This window comes from Streptomyces sp. NPDC047108, from assembly GCF_040643575.1.
GTDB lineage: Bacteria > Actinomycetota > Actinomycetes > Streptomycetales > Streptomycetaceae > Streptomyces.
The window spans coordinates 83,865-99,786 of record NZ_JBEYUP010000006.1; the positions used below are offsets into that span (position 1 = coordinate 83,865).

A 15,922-nucleotide genomic window follows, 5' to 3' on the forward strand; every position below is an offset into this window, starting at 1 on the left:
CGGGTCCGACCGGGTCCGACCGGGTCCGACCGGGTCCGACCCCGGCCCGGACGGCCGGTCGAGAGCTACCGCGCCTTGTGCGACCGCGCCTTGAACGCGGCCTTGCGGGCCTCCTTGGCGACCTTCTTGTCCGGATGCAGTCGCCCCATCGTCTCCAGGACGTCCGCCGTCGCCGGGTGGTCGACCCGCCAGGCGGCCTCGAAGAAGCCGCTGTGCTGTCCGGCCACCCCTTCGATCAGCTCCCGCAGTTCGCCGGAGTCGTCCGCGCTCCCGAGCTGCGCCGCGATGGTGTCGATGGTCAGCCAGAAGATCATGTCCTGGGAGGGCGGCGGCACATCGGCCACGCCGCGTTCGGCGAGGCCCACCCGGGCGAGTCCGCCGAGCCGCGGGTCGTCGAGCACCTCCCGCAGCGCGGGCGCGGCCTCGGGACCGAGCAGCAGAAGTGCCTGCTGGCAGGCGAGCCGGCGCTTCGGGGCGTAGTCGTCGTCGCCGCGCGCCGCGGCGAGGAGTTCGCGGGCCGCGTCAGCCGGTTCGCGCCCGGCGATCCACTGCCCGGCCTCGGCCATGGCGATGGCCTCCGGGTAGCCGGGAAGCCGGTCGAGCAGCACGTCCGCGCCCTTGTCCGCGAGGTCGCCGACCGCGGGGGCCTCGGTGCCCTCCTCGAGCAAGCGGGCCCGTACACCGTAGAGACCGAGCGGGGTCAGCCGGACCATGCCGTAGCGCGAGACCTCTTCGACGTCGATCGCGTCGGCGTTCCCGCCTGCCGCCGCTTCCTCGGCGCCCTTCTGCTCGGCGCCCTCGTCCAGTTCCCCGATCAGCGCCTCGTCGACCGGCTTGTAGTCGATCAGGCCGAGGGGCGCGAGCAGCCGGAACTGGTCGTCGAGCCGCATCATCGCCACGGAGACCTCTTCGAGGATGTCGTCCGTGGGCTCGTCCATGTCCTCCGGGACGATCACGGAGGCGGCGAGCGCGGGCAGCGGCACCGCGGAGTCGGCCGAGCCGCCCTCCAGCGCCGTCAGCAGATAGAGGTTGTGCAGCACCTCGTCCAGGAACCGGGCCTCTTCCTCGGGGTTCCAGTCCAGGGCGCCGAAGTCGGGCGCCTCGCCCTCTTCCGCGCTCTCCTGCACGCTCGCCAGCAGTTCGGCGAGGTCGGGCGCCACCGCGTCGCCGAGCAGGGTCTCCAGGCCGCTGAGCCAGATGTCCAGGACGTCCTGCGGGGTGCCGGAGGTGACGAGTCCGGCCTCCTCGCTGGGGGCGGCGGTCCCGATGGCGTCGCCCTCCTCCGCGTCATCGGACTCGTCGATCTCGACCAGACCCGTGTCGACGGCGAGCTGCCATGCCTCGCTGACGAACTCCGGGCCGTCCTCGTCGTCCTCGAGGCCGAGGTGCGCGACCCCCAGCCGTACCGCCTCGTCCAGCAGCTCCCCGCCCGCGCCGACCTGTGTGTGCGGACCGGCCCAGCGGGCGAGCCGTACGGATCTGGCGAAGAGCGGCGCGGCCAGCGCGTCCCGCGCCAGCTCGGCCTCCGAGGGCAGACGCACCGGGGGCATGGTGGGGCGTTCTCCGGACATCAGCGGGTTCTCCTCGAAACAGGTCGGCCGCGCGCGGCGTGCGCTGCCCAAGCCTAGACGGATTTGACCCCAACACCCGGTTCATGTCCCTGTCAGAGGACGGACATCGGCCATCCCTTGACAACTCCCCCGCACACCCAGGACATTGACGCGCGTAGAACAACTCGCGACATACCGCACCACCGGCACCACACGCGCAACACCTTGTCCTGAACGTCTCCGTCACCCTCAATTCCGGAGCATTCGATGCCCTCCAAACCCCCCAGCCCCTACCGCAAGCCCGCGACCGTCGCCGCCGTGATCGCCGCCGCCCTGGGCGCGGGCCTGCTCGCCGTCCCCGGATCCGCGACCGCCGCGGAGGTCCGTATCCACGACATCCAGGGGAGCACCCGCGTGTCCCCGCACGCGGGCGAGAAGGTCACCGACGTCCCCGGCGTCGTCACCGCGATACGCGCCTTCGGCTCCTCCCGCGGCTTCTGGATCCAGGACGAGAAGCCGGACCGCGACCAGGCGACGAGTGAGGGCATCTTCGTCTTCACGGGTGCGAAGACCCCGGAGGTGAAGGTCGGCGACTCCGTGCAGGTCTCCGGCACCGTCTCCGAGTACTACCCGGGCGGCGCCGACGCCGGTCTGCAGTCGGTCACCCAGATCACCAAGCCCGAGTACAAGGCCGTCTCCTCCGACAACAAGCTCCCGGCCGCGTTCAAGCTCAACGCCTCGACCGTGCCGGATCGTTACGCCCCGGGTGCCGACGGCGACAGCATCGAGGACCTGAAGCTCAAGCCCCGCTCGTACGCCCTCGACCGGTACGAGTCGCTCGAGGGCATGCGGACCCAGCTCTCGGACGCCCAGGTGGTTGGCGCCAGCAGCGAGTTCAACGAGCTGTGGGCGACGGCCGAGCCGCGCACCAACCGCACCGAGCGCGGCGGCACGCTCTACTCCTCGTACAAGGACCAGAACGGCGGCCGGGTCAAGATCGCCTCGCTGCTGCCCTTCGACGAGAACCCGTTCCCGAAGGCGAACGTCGGCGACCGCCTCGACGGCGTCACCGCGGGCCCGCTGGACTACGACCAGTTCGGTGGATACGAGCTGCAGGCCACCGAGCTGGGCAAGCACCAGGACAAGGGCCTGAAGCGCGAGAAGACGAAGAAGGCCGACGCCTCCGAACTCTCCGTCGCCACCTACAACGTGGAGAACCTCTCCCCCAAGGACAAGCCGGCGAAGTTCGAGCGCCTCGCCGAGGCCGTCGTCGCGAACCTCTCCTCGCCCGACGTCATCGCCTTGGAGGAGGTCCAGGACGACAACGGCCCCACCAACGACAAGGTCGTCTCCGCGGGCGAGACCCTGAAGAAGCTGACCGAGGCCATCGCCGCCGCCGGTGGCCCGAAGTACGAGGCCCGGCAGATCGACCCGGCCGACGACAAGGACGGCGGCCAGCCCGGCGGCAACATCCGCGTCGCCTTCCTCTACAACCCGGAGCGGGTCTCCTTCAAGGACGTGCCGGGCGGCGACGCCGACACCGCCATGAAGCCCGTGAAGGACGACAACGGCAAGGTCACGCTCTCCTCCAACCCGGGCCGCATCGCACCGGCCGACGCGGCATGGGAGAACAGCCGCAAGCCGCTGGCCGCCGAGTTCACCTTCAAGGGCAAGCCGGTCTTCGTCGTCGCCAACCACTTCAACAGCAAGGGCGGCGACCAGGGCTTGGAGGGCCTCCACCAGCCTCCGGCCCGCACGTCCGAGAAGCAGCGCCAGGCGCAGGCGACCGCGGTGAACGGATGGGTGAAGTCGCTGCTCGACCTCGACCCGAAGGCCCGGGTCGTCGTCGCGGGCGACCTCAACGACTTCGACTTCTCCCCCGCCCTGGACACGCTCACGCAGGGCGGTGTGCTCACCGACCTGGTGACCCGGCTGCCGAAGAACCAGCGCTACGGCTACGTGTTCAACGGCAACTCCCAGGTGCTCGACCACATGCTGACCAGCCGGGGCATCCGCAAGGCGGACTACGACATCGTCCACATCAACGCGGAGTTCGCCGACCAGGCGAGCGACCACGACCCGCAGGTGCTGCGGATCCGTCCGTGACGGCCTGAACCCCGATCCGGCCCGGCCGCGCGCAAGGCGCGGCCGGGCCGTCGTCGTGAGCGGCCGGGCCGTCGTCGTTCAGCGGCTGTCGTCGTTCAGCGGCCGTCGTCGTACCGCGGCCGTCGTCGTACCGCGGGCGGTGTCAGCCCGGGGTCCAGCTCCCGTGCCGCAGCCCGGTCGGGGACAGCCCGGTGGCCTGCTTGACGCGGCGGGCGAAGTGGAAGCTCGTCCGGAAACCGCAGCGTTCGGCGACGACGCCGACCGGGAGCCCCGTGCTGGTGAGCAGTTCGACGCCCAGCGTGATCCGCCGGTCCCACAGGTAGCGCATCGGCGTCGTCCCCAGGTGCTCGCGGAAGAGCCGGATGAGGTGAGCCGGGGTGACGCCGGCCAGGCGCGCCAGGTCAGCGAGGTCCACCGCCTCGTCCGGATGCAGGTGGATGTGGCGCCGGGCGCGCTCCAGAGCGGCCGGGAAGCGGTCAGGATCGCTCTCCGCCTCGGCCACGTAGCGCCATACGACGGCGGTGGCCAGAGCATCGAGCAGCGCGCCGCGTGCCGTCAGTTGAGAGCGCTCGGCGGCCATCGTCTCCCGCGCCAGGTACTCGAGCGCCGAGGAGAGCGGGAGCGTCGGGCGCACGCGGTCGAACCGTTCCCGTACCGGCCCGGTGAGCCCCCGGGGGAGCCCGCGCAGCCACGTCTGCCGGCACCCGGTCCCCCCGCCGAAGCGGAACCGCTCCGTACGGCCGGGCAGCAACAGGCAGGCGGATCCCGCCTGTACGGAGAACTCGGGGCCGTCGTCGATGAGGACGTGCATCACTCCGGAGTGGACGAGCATCACCTCGACGTGCCTCTGGAGGCGCGGTCCGAGTGTGGCGCGGCAGGGATGGGTGACCTCGCCGACCGCGGTCCGCACCAGCTGCAGACCCACCGGCACATCACTTCCGGACACAACCTCGCTCATCCCGGCCATGGTAAACAGCCCACCCACCGGGCCACCATGGCGAGGCCGGGTGCGGCCGTACCGGCAGGTGACAGCACCTCACCGCGCTGCACCGCCGAGGGAGCCGCACCCGGGCACGGGGCATCCCGCTCCGGCTCCGGCCGGGTGCAGGGATCCGTACGGGACACACAACGGTGCGGAGCCCCCCGGCAGTGTTGACGACAGACAAAGGGAGCCCATGGAACTCGGCACGCAGATCCTTGTCGTCGGCGGCGGACTGGGCGGCGTCGCGGCGGCGTTGACCGCGGCCCGGCTCGGCAGGAACGTCGTCCTGACCGAACCCACGGCCTGGCTGGGCGGCGTCCTGACCAGCCAGGCCGTACCACCGGACGAGCACCCCTGGATCGAGTCCTTCGGATGTACTCGCACCTACCGGCAGTTCCGTGACGGGGTGCGGAGGTACTACCGGACCCACTACCCCCTGACCGCCGAGGCGCGCGAACGCCGGTCGCTCAACCCGGGAGCCGCATGGGTCAGTGGGCTGTGCTTCGAGCCCCGGGTCGCGCTGGCGGTGCTGGAGGGCATGCTCGCCCCGCACCGTTCGTCCGGCCGGCTGCGCGTGCTGCTCCGCCACCGGCCGGTCGCGGCGGACGTGGACGGCGACGTGGTCAAGGCCGTCACATTCCTCGGCGGCGACACGGGCGAGAAGGTCACCGTCACGGCGCCCTGGGTGCTGGACGCGTCGGAGACCGGCGAACTGCTGCCGCTCTGCGGGGTCGAGTACGTCACGGGCTCGGAGTCGGTGGCCCGCACCGGCGAGCCCCACGCCTCCGCCGAGGACCGGCCGCTGAACATGCAGCCGGTGTCCGTCTGCTTCGCCATGGACCACCGCGCGGGCGAGGACCACACGATCGACCGTCCGCCGGGCTACGCCGAGTTCCGCGACGCCCGTGCCCTCGACTGGCCGGAGGGGCAGTTGAGCTGGGTCGCCCCGCATCCCAAGACCCGCAAGCCGCAACTTCACACCTTCGTGCCCGACCCCGCCGGGGATGTCGCGGCCATCGGACCCGACTACGCCGACGAGCGCGTCGACAGCCGCGACACCAATCTGTGGACCTTCCGCCGGATCGCGGCCCGGGACACCTTCCTGCCCGGCACGTACGCCGGCGACATCACCCTGGTGAACTGGCCGCAGTCGGACTACTGGGGAGGGCCGGTCTTCGAGGTGCCCGAGGACGAGGCCGCGCGCCATCTCGCCCGTGCCCGGAACCTCGCCCTCAGCCTGCTGTACTGGCTGCAGACCGAGGCGCCCCGGCCGGACGGCGGCACCGGCCTGCCCGGTCTGCGGCTGCGCGGCGACGTCGTCGGCGACACCGCGGACGGCCTCGCCATGGCGCCGTACATCCGCGAGTCACGGCGCATCGAGGCCCAGTACACGGTCGTCGAGCAGGACATCGCCCTCGACGTACGGGGCAGCCGCGGGGCGGTGACCTACCCCGACAGCGTGGGCGTCGGCTCGTACCGGATCGACCTGCACCCCTCCACCGGGGGCGACCCCTACATCGACGTGGCCTGCTGTCCCTTCGAACTTCCCCTGGGTGCGCTGCTGCCCGTGCGTGTACGGAACCTGCTGCCCGCGGCGCGCAACATCGGGACCACCCACATCACCAACGGCAGTTACCGCATGCCGCCCGTCGAGTGGAACGTCGGCGAGGTCGCGGCCCGTCTCGTGGCGTTCTGCGACGAGATGGGCGCTCCCCCGGGCGCGGTGCGCGACACCTCAGGTCTCCTCGATGACTTCCGGGGCCGCATCAGCGCCTCGGGTGTCGAACTGCGCTGGCCGGAAGTGGCCGGCTACTGACCCTCGTACGGCGTGGCCGTCCGTGGTCCGCCGTCCTCCGCGGGGACGGCGACGGGACGGCGAAGGCCCGGCAGGCGTCCGGGGATGCCTGCCGGGCCGTTCCGTGCGCCGTGCGGGACGCGGGAGTTCCGGGCCGGGTCCGGTGGGGCGTGTGTCCCGGGCCGGACCGGGGGGCGTGTGCCCGGGCCCGGTCCGGTCAGTTGTGGCTGTGGAGCGCCTCGTTGAGGCCGCCCCAGGAGCCGGAGCGCTGCAGGACCTCGACCGTGCCCGTCGTGGAGTTGCGGCGGAAGAGCAGGTTGTGGGCGCCGGACAGTTCCAGCGCCTTGACGACCTTGCCGTCCGGGAGGGTGACGCGGGTCCCCGCGGTCACGTAGAGCCCGGCCTCCACGATGCACTCGTCGCCGAGCGCGATGCCGATGCCCGCCTCGGCGCCGAGCAGGCAGCGCTCGCCGATGGAGACGATCTGCTTGCCACCGCCGGACAGGGTGCCCATGATCGACGCGCCGCCGCCGATGTCGGAGCCGTCCCCGACCACGACGCCCGCGCTGATCCGGCCCTCGACCATGGAGGTGCCCAGCGTCCCGGCGTTGAAGTTCACGAAGCCCTCGTGCATGACCGTGGTCCCGGACGCGAGGTGGGCGCCGAGCCGCACGCGGTCGGCGTCACCGATGCGCACGCCGGACGGGACCACGTAGTCCGTCATCCGCGGGAACTTGTCGATGCTGGTGACGTTGAGGTTCAGGCCGTCGGCGCGGGCCGCGAGGCGCACCGTCTCGACCTGGTCGCCGGGCACCGGGCCCAGGTTCGTCCAGGCGACGTTGGCCAGCAGGCCGAAGATGCCGTCCAGGTTCTGGCCGTGCGGCCGGACCAGGCGGTGGCTGAGCAGATGCAGCCGCAGGTACGCGTCGTGGGCGTCGAGCGGCTTGTCGTCCAGGGACGCGATGACCGTCCGTACGGCGACGATCTCGACCCCGCGCCGCGCGTCCTGGCCCAGGGCCTTGGGCGCGGACTCGCCCAGCAGCTCGGCGGCGCGCTCGGCGCTCAGCCGCTCGGTCCCGGCCGGACCCGGCTCGGCGGCGAGCTCCGGAGCCGGGAACCACGTGTCGAGTACGGTGCCGTCCGCGGCGACGGTGGCGAGGCCGGCGGCGACAGCGCCGGTGGTACGAGAAGCAGTCGTGTCGGTCATGTTCGAAACCTAACCGCCCGGGGGCCGCCGATGCGAACCGGTCTCATCGGTCAGACCCCGGGCGACGCAGGCGGAGTACGCGTGGCGGTCGGCCCGTGCTACGGGGCTACGGCCGCTGCCCGTCCTCCTCCACCAGCGCGTGGTCCTTCACGGCCTCCGTGATCACGACCTCGCCCTTCTTCCAGCTCTCCCCGGGCTCACCGTCCGGCATCGGCTCGTCCGTGTGATCCCGCGCCGCCACAGCGCGGAAACCGGTGAAGGTGTAGGTGTCGGGGTCGATGAGTGTCTCGTAGCGGAAGGTCGCGTTCGCGTCCTTGCGGTACAGGGCGATGGCGTCCCGGCCGGCGGCGTCCTTGACCAGGTGGTTCACGACGTCGATCCCCTCGACCGTCTTGAGCGCCCGATAGGCCTTGGCCACTCCTTCGGGCTGGATCGGGTACGTATGGGCCAGGGTGGTCAGCGCGGTCCAGGCGTGCTCGGCCGGGGACGTGTCCTCGTGTTTCGGGTACCAGGCCTCGGCGGCCTTCCGCACCTCCTCCGGGTCGTCGGGCAGCCGGGACAGCTTGCGGAAGATCTCCCGTGCGGAGAACTCGTCGTTCCCCGCTTCTCCGTTCTCCGCCGCGGTGTCCGCGTACGGCCGCCAGCGCTCGCGTTCCCGGGGGCCGGTGTCCTCGTTCGTCAGGTTGACGTCGATCCGCTTGCTGTAGATCCACTGCCCGTCCCGGGGGTGGGGCGCCGGCATCTTCTCGATGGTGTCCGCGGCGCGGTCCAGCACCTCGCTCACCGTGCCGACCGGGTACGTGCGCGTGGCGGGCTCGGTCGTCCGTCCCGCGGAGCCGACGAGCTGGGTCGCCAGGAGCGCCACCACCATGATCGCCGCGGCCACACCGGCCACCGCAAGCTTCCGGTCGCCCCGGACCGTACGGACACGGCGCGCCCTCCCGGACACGTCGAGCAGCCGCTGCCGCCCTTCGACGAGGCGGGCGCGGTCGGGCACGGGAACATCGGCGCGCAACTCGCGTACCTGGGTCATCTCATCCACTGTTCGCCACCTCCGTGGGCTCATTGACGAGGGTGGGGTCTCCGCCGAGCGCGGCGCGCACCGAGCGGCGCGCGCGACTGAGCCTTGAGCGGACCGTCCCCACAGGGATGCCGAGTGCTTCGGCGACTTCCTGATAGCTGAGGTCGGCCCAGGCCACGAGCAGCAGCACATGGCGGTCGCCGGCGGAGAGCCGCGCGAGCGCGCCTCCGAGCGCGGCCTGCGCTGCCTCGGCGGTCACACGGCTGTCGGCGCGGTCGACCCAGGACTCGGCCACGGGGTCGATTCCCGTGCGCTCCAGGGCGCGCAGGGCCCGTACCTCCTTGCGGCGGTGCTTGCCGATGAGGTTCGCGGCTATGCCGTACAGCCAGGGGCGGGCGTGGGGCCGGCTGACGTCGTAGCGATGGCGGGAGCGGAACGCGACGAGAAAGGTCTCCGCCGTGATGTCGTCGGCCGCGCCGTCCCCGAGTCGGCGGGCCGCATAGCGGTGGATGTCGGGCGCGTACCGGTCGTAGAGGCGCGCGAAGATCTCGGGCCGTTCCCAGGACTGCGCGACGACAGCGGCGTCGTCGTCGGGCGGTGGTGGTCCGGTCACAGGTGCTCCGTCTCTGAGGGGTGGGGGTGACCATGTCACTCCCTGTTCCCCGCAGGGGCCGCAGCGGTTCCCGGCGACCCGCGGGCCGCCGGGAAGGCCCGCGGTGAGGGCGGTGCGCGGTGGTGACCAACGTGGCGAACGGCCGCTGCCGGACGTCGCCTTACGCGCTCGACCTCGCTCAGCCTATGACGCGTGCGAGCGCTTCACGGGCCTCCGTCCGGTCGAACGGGCGCCCCGTCAGCAGGAGTTGGAGCAGCAGCCCGTCCATCAAGGCGATCAGGGCGCGGGCGGTGGCCGGATCGCGGGTGTAGTCGCGGAGGAGCCCGACCGCCGCGTCGAGCCAGGCGGCGGCCACCGGCTGCAGGGCCTCACGGCGCAGGGCCGCCAGGTACAGCTCGTACTCCATCCGCATCCGGCCGCGGTCGCCGGTCATCAGCTCGTCCAGGAGCGCGGTGAGCCGGTCGGCCAGGGGGCCGTCCTCGTCCAGGTGGCGCCGCCAGTCCTCGACCGCCGTCGGGGGCTCCACGCAGACCTGCCGGAGGGCCGCGACGAGCAGATCGTCGAGCGTGGCGAAGTGGTACGTGGTCGAGCCCAGCGGGACGTCGGCCTCGGCGGCGACCGTGCGGTGACTGAGCCCGTCCAGGCCGCGCCGTTCCACCACCCGGATCGCGGCGTCGATGATCCTCCGGCGGCGGTCGGGGTCGTAGCGGCGGGCCATCAGTGCGTCGCTCCCCCCAGGTTGAGGACGACGACGCCGACGATGACGAGCCCGATGCCGATGAGCTTCGCCGGGGACGCCGATTCGCCGAGGAAGATCATGCCGATGGCGGCGATGGCCGCGGTCCCGACACCGGCCCAGACGGCGTATGCGGTCCCGACCGACATCGTCTTGAGCGTCTGGGCGAGGAGCGCGAAGGCGACGAGGTAGCCGGCCGCGGTGGCCAGCGAGGGCCACAGCCGGGTGAACCCGTCGCTGTACTTCATCGCGGTGGTGCCCAGGACCTCGGCGAGGATCGCGCCGGACAGCATCAGCCACATCATGCGTACGAGCGTACACACCACTGTGTACGACCGTACACACCTATGGCCGACGTGGTCAGGTGTGATGGTCAGGCGTCGTGATCGGGCAGCGTGGTCAGGCGGAGAGCGAGGTCTTGGGCCGGAGGATGCAGAATTCGTTGCCCTCCGGGTCGGCGAGGACCACCCAGGTCACGTCGTCGCCCTGTCCGACGTCCACGCGGCGCGCCCCGAGGGCGATCACGCGCTCGACCTCGGCCGCCTGGTCGTCGGGGCTGAGGTCGAGGTGGAGGCGGTTCTTGCCGGACTTCCCCTCCGGCACGGGCAGGAACACCATCCCGGGCCAGGCCTGGTCGCCGGCGCCGATGACGATCTCCTCGGGGTGCTCGAACAGCACCTTCCAGTCGAGCACTTGGCACCAGAACCGGGCCATCCCCGGCAGATCGTGTGCGTCGACGGCGATCTGGTACAGCGAAAGGGTCATGCCCGTCAGTCTGCCCGCGACGGCCTCCGGGCACCGGGACGGCGGCGCGAACACCCGCAACTGGCCCAGCCGCCCTCTACGGTCTCCATGACTCACGGCTCTCGGGGCTGCGGCTCACGGTTCACGCCGCACAGCTCGTGGCTCGTGGCTCACGGCTCCCCGACCGCTGCGGACACGGCCACACTGGGGTCATGCACGGACACGCGGACCACCAGCAAGGTCTTCCCCGGATGTCACGCCACGACTGGTGGGGTGTGACCGTCGAAGCTCCCGACCCCGGGGCCCTCGCCCGGTTCTACGCCGAGGTGGTGGGCTGGGAGGTCGTCAGGGAGGACGCGGACGGTGCGGCCATCGCGCCTCCGGAAGGCGTCGCGTACATCGGCTTCGAACGCTCCGAAGGCTTCGTGCCTCCGGTATGGCCCGCCCAGGAGGGCGCCCAACGGATCACCATGCACCTGGACTTCGAGGTGATCGACCTTCCGGCCGCCGTCGCGCACGCCCTCGGACTCGGCGCGCGGGAAGCGGGCCACCAGCCCCAGGAGAACGTCCGGGTGATGCTCGACCCGGCCGGTCACCCCTTCTGCCTCTACACGGACGCCGAGTCCCCCTCGGACGGCTAGCCGCCGCATCCAGGACGGCTGAACAGCGCTCTGCCCCGCCGGGCATGCCAGGCGGGGCAGAACAGGGACGCCTCCCGCGGCGCCGCGCGCCGGCCGGGTCCGGTCCGTCAGACGTTGAAGCCGAGTGCCCTCAGCTGCTCGCGACCGTCGTCGGTGATCTTGTCGGGGCCCCACGGGGGCATCCAGACCCAGTTGATCCGGAGCTCGTTCACGATGCCCTCGGTCGCCGACTTCGCCTGGTCCTCGATGACGTCGGTCAGCGGACAGGCCGCGGACGTGAGCGTCATGTCGATGGTGGCGATGTTGGAGTCGTCGACGTGGACCCCGTAGACCAGTCCCAGGTTGACGACGTCGATGCCGAGTTCCGGGTCGACGACGTCCATCATCGCCTCGCGGACCTCTTCCTCGCTCGCGGGCTTGGTGGTGGTCTCGCTCATACCGTCTCCTTCGCAGCGCCGTCGCCCAGGGCCTGGGCGGTGGCGTCCTTCCATGCCATCCAGCTCAGCAGAGCACACTTCACCCTGGCCGGGTACTTGGAGACACCGGCGAATGCGACACCGTCCTCCAGCACCTCCTCCATGGCGTCGTCCGGCTCGATCTTGCCCCGGGACTGCATCAGCTCCAGGAAGGTCTCCTGGATCTTCTGCGCCTCCGGGAGGCTCTTGCCGACCAGCAGCTCATTGAGCACCGATGCGCTGGCCTGGCTGATCGAACAGCCCTGGCTCTCGTAGCTCACATCGGCGATGGTCTCTCCGTCGTACCGGACCCGGAGGGTGATCTCGTCGCCGCACGTCGGATTGACGTGGTGCACCTCGGCGTCCCCGTCCCGAAGCCCCCGCCCGTGCGGGTGCTTGTAGTGGTCCAGGATGACGTCCTGGTACATCGAATCCAGCTTCACGAGCGACCTCTCTACCCTCTGACCCGCTTACCCGAAGAAGTTCCGTACGTGCTCCAGGCCGTCGACCAGGGCATCGACCTCGGCCGGCGTGGAGTACAGATAGAACGACGCTCGCGTGGTCGCGGGAATTCCGTACCGCAGACAGACGGGGCGGGCGCAGTGGTGGCCGACCCGTACCGCGATGCCCAGCTCGTCGAGGACTTGGCCCACGTCGTGCGGATGGATGTCGCCGAGGGTGAAGGAGATCGCGGCGCCGCGGTCCTCCGCCGTCACCGGACCGATGATCTTGAGGTCCGGGACCTGGAGCAGCCGCTCCACCGCGTATCCCGTGATCGCGTGCTCATGGGCCTGGATCGCCTCCATGCCCACGGAGCGCAGATAGTCCACGGCCGCGCCGAGCCCGACCGCCTGCGCGATCGGGGGCGTGCCCGCCTCGAACTTGTGCGGAGCCGGGGCATAGGTCGAGGAGTTCATCGAGACGGTCTCGATCATCTCGCCGCCGCCGAGGAACGGCGGCAGGTCCTCGAGCAGTTCCTGACGGCCCCACAGCGCGCCGATGCCCGTCGGGCCGCACATCTTGTGACCGGTGAAGGCCACGAAGTCGGCCTGCAATGCCTGTACGTCGAGCGGCATGTGCGGGGCGGCCTGCGAGGCGTCGACGACGACGAGCGCGCCGACCTCCTGGGCCCGCCGGATGATCTTCTCGACCGGGTTGACCGTGCCCAGGATGTTGGAGACGAGGACGAACGAGACGACCTTCGTCCGCTCGGTGATGACCTCGTCGATGTTCGACAGATCGAGACGGCCCTCGTCGGTGAGGCCGAACCACTTCAGCTTCGCGCCCGTGCGCTGCGCGAGCAGCTGCCACGGCACGATGTTGGAGTGGTGCTCCATCTCCGTGATGACGATCTCGGTGCGGTCGTCGACGCGGTACGGCTCGTCGGCCCAACCCAGCATGTTCGCCACGAGGTTGAGGGACTCCGAGGCGTTCTTGGTGAAGATCACCTCGTCGCGGCTCGGCGCGTTGATGAAGGAGGCGACGGTGTCGCGGGCACCCTCGTACGCCGCCGTGGCCTCCTCCGCGAGCACGTGCACGCCGCGGTGGACATTGGCGTTGTACCGCTCGTAGTACGCGCTGAGCGCGTCGATGACCTGGCGCGGCTTCTGGGAGGTCGCCGCGTTGTCCAGGTACACGAGCTTCCTGCCGTCGTGGACCTGGCGGTCCAGGATCGGGAAGTCCTTGCGGATCGCCTCGGTGTCGAGGAGGCCCGGCAGCTCTGTCACTCGGATGCGCCACCCTTCACGTACGCCTCGTAGCCCTCTTCCTCCAGCTTGTCCGCGAGCTCCGCGCCACCGGACTCGGCGATGCGGCCGTTGGCGAAGACGTGGACGTAGTCGGGCTTGATGTACCGCAGGATGCGGGTGTAGTGCGTGATCAGCAGGGTGCCGACCTCGCCGGTCTCCCGCACCCGGTTCACGCCCTCGGAGACGATCCGCAGGGCGTCGACGTCGAGGCCGGAGTCGGTCTCGTCGAGGATCGCGATGTTCGGACGGAGCAGCTCGAGCTGCAGGATCTCGTGGCGCTTCTTCTCACCGCCGGAGAAGCCCTCGTTGACGTTGCGCTCGGCGAAGGAGGGGTCGATGTTGAGGCGCTGCATGGCCTCCTTGACCTCCTTGACCCAGGTGCGCAGCTTGGGGGCCTCACCGCGGATGGCGGTCGCGGAGGTGCGCAGGAAGTTGCTCACCGAGACGCCGGGGACCTCGACCGGGTACTGCATGGCGAGGAAGACGCCGGCCCGCGCGCGCTCGTCGACGGACATCTCCAGGACGTCCTCGCCGTCGAGGGTGACGGTGCCGCCGGTGACCGTGTACTTCGGGTGGCCCGCGAGGGAGTAGGCCAGGGTGGACTTGCCGGAGCCGTTCGGGCCCATGATGGCGTGCGTCTCGCCCTGCTTCACGGTCAGGTCGACGCCGCGCAGGATCTCGCGGGGGCCGTTCTCGGCCTCGACGGAGACGTGCAGGTCGTGGATCTCAAGCGTTGCCATGGGTGCCTCAGGACTCCTGGGTGACGGAGACGAGCACGTCGTCCCCTTCGATCTTTACGGGGTATACGGGGACAGGGCGCGTCGCGGGCAGGCCGGACGGTTTGCCGGACCGCAGGTCGAAGCGCGAGCCGTGCAGCCAGCACTCGATGGTGCAGTCGTCGACCTCGCCCTCCGAGAGCGACACGTTCGCGTGCGAGCAGATGTCGTGGATCGCGAACACCTCACCTTCGGTGCTGACGACCGAGACCGGCACACCGTCGAGCTCGACACGCCGGGGCATGTCCTCCTCCAGCTCACTCAGCGCGCAGGCGCGGACGAAGCCTTCGACGCTCATGCGACGGACGCCTCCAGCTCGGCCTCGATCTTCGCGATCAGGCGCTCCTCGACGTCCGGCAGGCCGATCTGCTGGACGAGCTCGGCGAAGAAGCCGCGGACCACCAGACGGCGGGCCTCCTCTGCGGGGATGCCACGGGACATCAGGTAGAAGAGCTGCTCGTCCTCGAAGCGGCCGGTCGCCGAGGCGTGGCCGGCACCGACGATCTCGCCGGTCTCGATCTCCAGGTTGGGGACCGAGTCGACGCGGGCGCCGTCCGTGAGGACGAGGTTGCGGTTGAGCTCGTAGGTGTCCGTGCCGGTGGCGGACGCGCGGATCAGCACGTCGCCGATCCACACGGCGTGCGCGTCCTTGCCCTGCAGCGCGCCCTTGTAGGCGACGTTGCTGCGGCAGTTGGGGGCCTCGTGGTCGACGAACAGCCGGTGCTCCTGGTGCTGGCCGTTGTCGGTGAAGTACAGGCCGTACAGCTCCGCCTCGGCGCCGGGGCCCACGTAGCGCACGCGGGGGTGCAGGCGGACGACGTCGCCGCCGAAGGTGACCACGACGGACTTGAAGGTGGCGTCCCGGCCGACGAGGGCGGTGTGCTGCCCGGCGTGGACCGCGGTGTCGTCCCAGTCCTGGACGGAGACGACGGTCAGCTTGGCGCCGTCACCGAGGTGGTACTCGACGTTGGCGGCGAGCACCGCGTCACCGGTGTGGTCGATCACGACGACGGCCTCGGCGAAGGCTCCCAGCTCGATGACCTGGTGCCCGAAGGCGGTGCCGCCCTCGCCGTGCACGGTGATGCGTACCGGCTCGGTCAGCACGGCCTCCTTGGGCACCGAGACGACCGAGGCCTTCTCGAAGCCGGAGAACGCCTGCGCGGCGACCCGGTCGACGGGCTTGCCGGCCTTGCCCACGCGGGCGTCGTCACGGCCCACGGTCTCGACCGTGACGCCCTCGGGCGCGGTGACGTCGACCTTGACCCCGCCGCCGTCGGCGACCGCGGTGCCGTCGTGCAGGCCCTTCAGCCGCTCGAGCGGCGTGAAGCGCCACTCCTCCTCGCGGCCGTGCGGGACCGGGAAGTCCGCGACGTCGAAGGACGGCGGGGCACTCATCCGGGTGGCGATGGTGGACTCGCCCGCCACCGCGATCGATCCGGTGGTGGTGGCACCCGCCGCTGGGGAGTTCTCAGGCTCAGCCATAGCTGTCGTCGTGCTCTCTCTCATAACGTCAGAAAACAGTGCTGCTTCGGGGACGGGCGGGGGGCA

17 protein-coding genes are annotated in these 15,922 nt (G+C 70.9%); 3 read left to right on the forward strand and 14 right to left on the reverse strand.

Going from position 1 to position 15,922, the window contains the following annotated elements; translation table 11 throughout:
• Positions 1-65 precede the first annotated feature (65 nt).
• Entirely contained in the window at positions 66-1,571 is a 1,506-nt protein-coding gene (locus tag ABZ822_RS15100) for a hypothetical protein (protein ID WP_360852665.1), read from the reverse strand.
• A 246-nt stretch (positions 1,572-1,817) separates the two neighbouring features.
• Between ABZ822_RS15100 and ABZ822_RS15105 the strand changes: the two genes are divergently transcribed.
• The gene (locus tag ABZ822_RS15105) at positions 1,818-3,656 is read left to right on the forward strand and encodes an endonuclease/exonuclease/phosphatase family protein (protein WP_360852668.1); all 1,839 of its coding nucleotides are present in this window, start codon (positions 1,818-1,820) and stop codon (positions 3,654-3,656) included.
• 142 nt (positions 3,657-3,798) lie between these two features.
• On the opposite strand, the gene ABZ822_RS15110 is transcribed toward ABZ822_RS15105, so the two are convergent.
• On the reverse strand, positions 3,799-4,614 hold the full coding sequence (locus ABZ822_RS15110) for an AraC family transcriptional regulator (RefSeq protein WP_360852671.1): 816 nt from the start codon (positions 4,612-4,614) through the stop codon (positions 3,799-3,801).
• 217 nt (positions 4,615-4,831) lie between these two features.
• Between ABZ822_RS15110 and ABZ822_RS15115 the strand changes: the two genes are divergently transcribed.
• The gene (locus tag ABZ822_RS15115; RefSeq protein WP_360852674.1) at positions 4,832-6,454 is read left to right on the forward strand and encodes an FAD-dependent oxidoreductase; all 1,623 of its coding nucleotides are present in this window, start codon (positions 4,832-4,834) and stop codon (positions 6,452-6,454) included.
• 196 nt (positions 6,455-6,650) lie between these two features.
• Here ABZ822_RS15115 and dapD read toward each other — a convergent pair whose 3' ends face one another.
• The 6 genes from dapD to ABZ822_RS15145 all read right to left on the reverse strand — a co-directional run bounded on the left by dapD (position 6,651) and on the right by ABZ822_RS15145 (position 10,775).
• The gene (gene dapD / locus ABZ822_RS15120; protein WP_360852677.1) at positions 6,651-7,640 is read right to left on the reverse strand and encodes a 2,3,4,5-tetrahydropyridine-2,6-dicarboxylate N-succinyltransferase; all 990 of its coding nucleotides are present in this window, start codon (positions 7,638-7,640) and stop codon (positions 6,651-6,653) included.
• 106 nt (positions 7,641-7,746) lie between these two features.
• A complete protein-coding gene (locus ABZ822_RS15125; protein ID WP_360852682.1) occupies positions 7,747-8,673 on the reverse strand; it encodes a CU044_5270 family protein in 927 nt (308 codons plus the stop codon).
• 1 nt (position 8,674) lies between these two features.
• Entirely contained in the window at positions 8,675-9,274 is a 600-nt protein-coding gene (locus tag ABZ822_RS15130) for a sigma-70 family RNA polymerase sigma factor (RefSeq protein WP_360852685.1), read from the reverse strand.
• Positions 9,275-9,452: 178 nt separating this feature from the next.
• The gene (locus ABZ822_RS15135) at positions 9,453-9,992 is read right to left on the reverse strand and encodes a TetR family transcriptional regulator (protein WP_360852688.1); all 540 of its coding nucleotides are present in this window, start codon (positions 9,990-9,992) and stop codon (positions 9,453-9,455) included.
• Complete coding sequence (locus tag ABZ822_RS15140; protein WP_360852691.1) at positions 9,992-10,315, reverse strand: multidrug efflux SMR transporter; 324 nt, start codon at positions 10,313-10,315, stop codon at positions 9,992-9,994. Before ABZ822_RS15140 ends, ABZ822_RS15135 begins: the two co-directional genes overlap by 1 nt.
• A 94-nt stretch (positions 10,316-10,409) precedes the next feature.
• The gene (locus ABZ822_RS15145) at positions 10,410-10,775 is read right to left on the reverse strand and encodes a VOC family protein (RefSeq protein WP_360852694.1); all 366 of its coding nucleotides are present in this window, start codon (positions 10,773-10,775) and stop codon (positions 10,410-10,412) included.
• A 191-nt stretch (positions 10,776-10,966) separates the two neighbouring features.
• Here ABZ822_RS15145 and ABZ822_RS15150 point away from each other — a divergent pair, with 191 nt between their 5' ends.
• On the forward strand, positions 10,967-11,395 hold the full coding sequence (locus tag ABZ822_RS15150) for a VOC family protein (RefSeq protein ID WP_360852697.1): 429 nt from the start codon (positions 10,967-10,969) through the stop codon (positions 11,393-11,395).
• 107 nt (positions 11,396-11,502) lie between these two features.
• On the opposite strand, the gene ABZ822_RS15155 is transcribed toward ABZ822_RS15150, so the two are convergent.
• Genes ABZ822_RS15155 through sufD form a run of 6 tightly spaced genes read right to left on the reverse strand, consistent with a single transcriptional unit; the run spans position 11,503 to position 15,856 of the window.
• Positions 11,503-11,832 (reverse strand): metal-sulfur cluster assembly factor, encoded by a 330-nt coding sequence (locus ABZ822_RS15155; protein WP_360852700.1) that lies wholly within the window; start codon positions 11,830-11,832, stop codon positions 11,503-11,505.
• Positions 11,829-12,293: a Fe-S cluster assembly sulfur transfer protein SufU gene (gene sufU / locus ABZ822_RS15160; protein WP_360852703.1), complete on the reverse strand. Its 465-nt coding sequence runs from the start codon at positions 12,291-12,293 to the stop codon at positions 11,829-11,831. Before sufU ends, ABZ822_RS15155 begins: the two co-directional genes overlap by 4 nt.
• Positions 12,294-12,320: 27 nt before the next feature.
• A complete protein-coding gene (locus tag ABZ822_RS15165) occupies positions 12,321-13,577 on the reverse strand; it encodes a cysteine desulfurase (protein ID WP_360852706.1) in 1,257 nt (418 codons plus the stop codon).
• Positions 13,574-14,338, reverse strand: coding sequence for a Fe-S cluster assembly ATPase SufC (sufC, locus tag ABZ822_RS15170; protein WP_360852710.1), 765 nt, complete (start codon positions 14,336-14,338; stop codon positions 13,574-13,576). Before sufC ends, ABZ822_RS15165 begins: the two co-directional genes overlap by 4 nt.
• Before the next feature lie 7 nt (positions 14,339-14,345).
• The gene (locus tag ABZ822_RS15175) at positions 14,346-14,672 is read right to left on the reverse strand and encodes a non-heme iron oxygenase ferredoxin subunit (RefSeq protein ID WP_360852713.1); all 327 of its coding nucleotides are present in this window, start codon (positions 14,670-14,672) and stop codon (positions 14,346-14,348) included.
• Positions 14,669-15,856, reverse strand: coding sequence for a Fe-S cluster assembly protein SufD (sufD, locus tag ABZ822_RS15180; RefSeq protein ID WP_360852716.1), 1,188 nt, complete (start codon positions 15,854-15,856; stop codon positions 14,669-14,671). The genes ABZ822_RS15175 and sufD overlap by 4 nt, the downstream gene beginning before the upstream one ends.
• Positions 15,857-15,922: the final 66 nt, after the last annotated feature.

Excerpts from the sequence above, each read along its gene's own strand:
- ABZ822_RS15100 (WP_360852665.1), bottom strand. The coding sequence starts at position 1,571 with ATGTCCGGAGAACGCCCCACCATGCCCCCGGTGCGTCTGCCCTCGGAG.
- ABZ822_RS15105 (WP_360852668.1), top strand. The coding sequence starts at position 1,818 with ATGCCCTCCAAACCCCCCAGCCCCTACCGCAAGCCCGCGACCGTCGCC.
- ABZ822_RS15110 (WP_360852671.1), bottom strand. The coding sequence starts at position 4,614 with ATGAGCGAGGTTGTGTCCGGAAGTGATGTGCCGGTGGGTCTGCAGCTG.
- ABZ822_RS15115 (WP_360852674.1), top strand. The coding sequence starts at position 4,832 with ATGGAACTCGGCACGCAGATCCTTGTCGTCGGCGGCGGACTGGGCGGC.
- dapD (WP_360852677.1), bottom strand. The coding sequence starts at position 7,640 with ATGACCGACACGACTGCTTCTCGTACCACCGGCGCTGTCGCCGCCGGC.
- ABZ822_RS15125 (WP_360852682.1), bottom strand. The coding sequence starts at position 8,673 with ATGACCCAGGTACGCGAGTTGCGCGCCGATGTTCCCGTGCCCGACCGC.
- ABZ822_RS15135 (WP_360852688.1), bottom strand. The coding sequence starts at position 9,992 with ATGGCCCGCCGCTACGACCCCGACCGCCGCCGGAGGATCATCGACGCC.
- ABZ822_RS15140 (WP_360852691.1), bottom strand. The coding sequence starts at position 10,315 with ATGATGTGGCTGATGCTGTCCGGCGCGATCCTCGCCGAGGTCCTGGGC.
- ABZ822_RS15145 (WP_360852694.1), bottom strand. The coding sequence starts at position 10,775 with ATGACCCTTTCGCTGTACCAGATCGCCGTCGACGCACACGATCTGCCG.
- ABZ822_RS15150 (WP_360852697.1), top strand. The coding sequence starts at position 10,967 with ATGCACGGACACGCGGACCACCAGCAAGGTCTTCCCCGGATGTCACGC.
- ABZ822_RS15155 (WP_360852700.1), bottom strand. The coding sequence starts at position 11,832 with ATGAGCGAGACCACCACCAAGCCCGCGAGCGAGGAAGAGGTCCGCGAG.
- sufC (WP_360852710.1), bottom strand. The coding sequence starts at position 14,338 with ATGGCAACGCTTGAGATCCACGACCTGCACGTCTCCGTCGAGGCCGAG.
- ABZ822_RS15175 (WP_360852713.1), bottom strand. The coding sequence starts at position 14,672 with ATGAGCGTCGAAGGCTTCGTCCGCGCCTGCGCGCTGAGTGAGCTGGAG.
- sufD (WP_360852716.1), bottom strand. The coding sequence starts at position 15,856 with ATGGCTGAGCCTGAGAACTCCCCAGCGGCGGGTGCCACCACCACCGGA.